Consider the following 2,743-nt stretch of genomic DNA (forward strand, 5'->3'; position numbering starts at 1 on the left):
CGTCAAGCGACGGGGCGGTTTCAGCTGCCGATGGTGGCGCTGCGCCGCTCGAGCAGGATCACATCGCGCCACTGCCCCGCGTGCGGGCCGTGGCTCATCCGTCCCAGGCGCCGGCGCACCCCCACCGGCTCGAACCCGAGTTTTTGGTGCAGGGCCAGGCTGGCGGTGTTCTCGGGGAAGATCTTCGCCTCGATCGTCCACACCCCCGCGGCCTCCGCCGAGGCGATCAGGGCCTGCAGCAGGAGCCGCCCCACCCCGCGCCCGGCCGCTGACGGGTGGACGTAGACGGACTCCTCCACCACCCCGGCGTACACGGGCCGGGCCGAGACCGGGGAGGCGGCGACCCAGCCCAGCACCGTTCCGCCCTCGTCCATCGCCACGTGGCGCAGGTGCGCCGGCTTGCCCGCCGCAAAACGTGCCCAGTCCGGCGGCTGGGACTCGAAGGTGGCCTGGCCGGTGGCGATGCCGGTGGCGTAGATCTCGCGCACGGCCGGCCAGTGCCGCTCCTGGAGCTCGGCCACGGTGACCGCACTGGGGCCACCGCGCGGGGTGTGCGGCCTGACCCACCTCACCGCGTCGTCCACGAGCGGCGGTGTGCCGCTCATGCGGGGGCCGTCTCGGGGGCGAACAGTGTCACCAGGGCCTCCATCGCCTCCGGGCGGGTGCGGTAGTACACCCACACACCGCGCTTGTCCCGCTCCAGCAACCCGGCCTCGTGCAGCACCTTCAGGTGGTGGCTGATCGTGGGCTGGGACAGCTCGAAGGCAGGGAGCAGGTCGCACACGCACGCCTCCCCACCGGGATGGGAGAGCACCATCGACAGCAGTTGCAGTCGCACCGGATCTGCCAGAGCCTTCAGCAAGGGGGCGATCCGCTCCGCCCGTTCCCGCCCCAGCGGTTCCCGCGACAGTGGAGCGCAGCACGCCAGGGCGGTCGGCGTCACAGAGATCTCGTCACCAGAAATAGACATAAATCTATATTGACCGGTGTCGATGTCGGTGGCAACGTTAAGACATCGACGGCGGTCTATATCCGATGGTGGGCCGTCTCTTCCGGAAAGGAATCCGTCATGTCCAGAGTCCAGCTCGCCCTGCGTGTGGCCGACCTCGAGGCCTCCATCGCGTTCTACTCCACGCTGTTCAACACCGCCCCGGCCAAGCGCCGGCCCGGCTACGCCAACTTCGCCATCGCCGAGCCCCCGCTCAAACTTGTCCTGCTTGAGGGCGAGCCGGGGGAGGACACCCGGATGGATCACCTCGGGGTGGAGGTTGAGTCCACCGAGATCGTCAACACCGCCGCCGCTCGTCTGACTGAGGCCGGGTTGGCCACCCGCCCGGAGGAGGGGACCACCTGCTGCTACGCCGTCCAGGACAAGGTCTGGGTCACCGGCCCGGGCCAGGAGCCGTGGGAGGTCTACACCGTCACCGCCGACGCCCGCCCGGACCTGGAGGGCCAAACCGATCCTGAACAGTCACAGGTGGCCGGCGACGGCACCTGCTGCACCACTGACACCCAGCCCACCTCGACGGATGCCGCCGAGTCGGCCGGCAAGCAGCCCAGCTGTTGCTGACGCATCAGCGCCAGGCCTTCGGTGGTACCGAGGGGACCTAAGACGAAAGCGCCCACCCGCGACAAGCGGGTGGGCGCTTTGCCGAAGGTGGACGAACCACCCAACGACACGGTCGACCCCGCACCTACATCAGCGACTGCATCGGCAGCCTGGGCCATACGCTCCGGGCTGCTCTTGATGTCCCCTGATCAGGATCCATACGCCGAGCTGCCGAAAGGTGGCCCTGTATGACTGGGCATCGTCGGACAATTGGCAGGGGATGGCCTTGCCGGACCCGGGGCGCAGCTCAGGAGCTGGCGTCGCTGATCGCACCCAGGGCTGCGCGCAGGCGGGTGTCGGCGTCGTCGGCAATCTCGCGCACCTGGGCGCTGTCGCTGAGGCGCACCATGGTCTGCGGGTCGATGGCCTCCACAATGGTGTGCTCCTCATCGGCGCCGCGGCGGACCACGACGTTGCACGGCAGCAGGGCGCCCAGCTGCGGCTCGGCGGCCAGGGCCTTGCTGGCCAGGTGCGGGTTGCAGACGCCCAGGATGACGTAGTCGCCGAGGGCTTGGCCGGCGTCATCGCCCAGCTTGGTGATAAAGGTGGCCTTGACGTCGATCTCGGTGAGGATGCCGAAGCCCTGTTCGGCCAGGGCCTCACGGGTGCGTTCCACAGTCTGCTCGTAGGGCAGGGCAACGGTGACGGCGTGGGTGTAGGCCATGGTCAACTCCTTCAGGAAACGGACGGGAACATCCTGCCTCTCAGGTGCCGGCCGCTCAGGCCAGGGAGAGGAACAGCTTCTCCAGATCCTTCTTGTTCAGGGTCTCGTCCGGGTTGGTCAGACACTGCTCCAGCCCGGAGGCGATGATCGCGAACCCGGCCCGATCCAGCGCCTTGGACACCGCCGAGAGCTGGGTGACGACATCCTTGCAGTCCTTGCCCTCCTCGAGCATGCGCACCACCGCCCCGATCTGGCCTTGGGCGCGCTTGAGGCGGTTGATAACGGGGGTCAGTTCGGTGGCGTCCAGTTGCACGGGGGTCTCCTGAGGTGGTGCGGGCGTCCCTCCATTCTATACCCCCCGGGGTGTTTGCATACCCCCTGGGGTATCCGTAATACTGGGGGCACACCCATCGACGTCACCATCCCGAAAGGACTCCCATGACCTCCGCAGCCACCCCCTCCTTCACCCC

5 protein-coding genes are annotated in these 2,743 nt (G+C 68.3%); 1 reads left to right on the forward strand and 4 read right to left on the reverse strand.

The genetic code is table 11. The annotated features are described in order from the left end of the window. Positions 1-20 precede the first annotated feature (20 nt). Together J1M36_RS12480 and J1M36_RS12485 are read right to left on the reverse strand one after the other, a co-directional pair. Complete coding sequence (locus J1M36_RS12480; protein ID WP_206480024.1) at positions 21-605, reverse strand: GNAT family N-acetyltransferase; 585 nt, start codon at positions 603-605, stop codon at positions 21-23. After that, positions 602-970 carry a metalloregulator ArsR/SmtB family transcription factor gene (locus tag J1M36_RS12485; protein ID WP_206480026.1) on the reverse strand — a complete coding sequence of 123 codons (369 nt, stop codon included), beginning with the start codon at positions 968-970 and terminating at the stop codon, positions 602-604. Before J1M36_RS12485 ends, J1M36_RS12480 begins: the two co-directional genes overlap by 4 nt. Positions 971-1,069: 99 nt before the next feature. Between J1M36_RS12485 and J1M36_RS12490 the strand changes: the two genes are divergently transcribed. Next, entirely contained in the window at positions 1,070-1,570 is a 501-nt protein-coding gene (locus J1M36_RS12490; RefSeq protein WP_206480034.1) for an ArsI/CadI family heavy metal resistance metalloenzyme, read from the forward strand. 286 nt (positions 1,571-1,856) lie between these two features. Here J1M36_RS12490 and J1M36_RS12495 read toward each other — a convergent pair whose 3' ends face one another. Next, positions 1,857-2,273, reverse strand: coding sequence for a DUF302 domain-containing protein (locus J1M36_RS12495; protein ID WP_206480036.1), 417 nt, complete (start codon positions 2,271-2,273; stop codon positions 1,857-1,859). Between the two features lie 55 nt (positions 2,274-2,328). Continuing rightward, positions 2,329-2,586 carry a metal-sensitive transcriptional regulator gene (locus J1M36_RS12500; RefSeq protein WP_206480037.1) on the reverse strand — a complete coding sequence of 86 codons (258 nt, stop codon included), beginning with the start codon at positions 2,584-2,586 and terminating at the stop codon, positions 2,329-2,331. Positions 2,587-2,743: the final 157 nt, after the last annotated feature.

It is taken from the genome of Kocuria sp. KRD140, assembly GCF_017168375.1.
In the GTDB taxonomy this organism is placed as follows: domain Bacteria; phylum Actinomycetota; class Actinomycetes; order Actinomycetales; family Micrococcaceae; genus Kocuria; species Kocuria marina.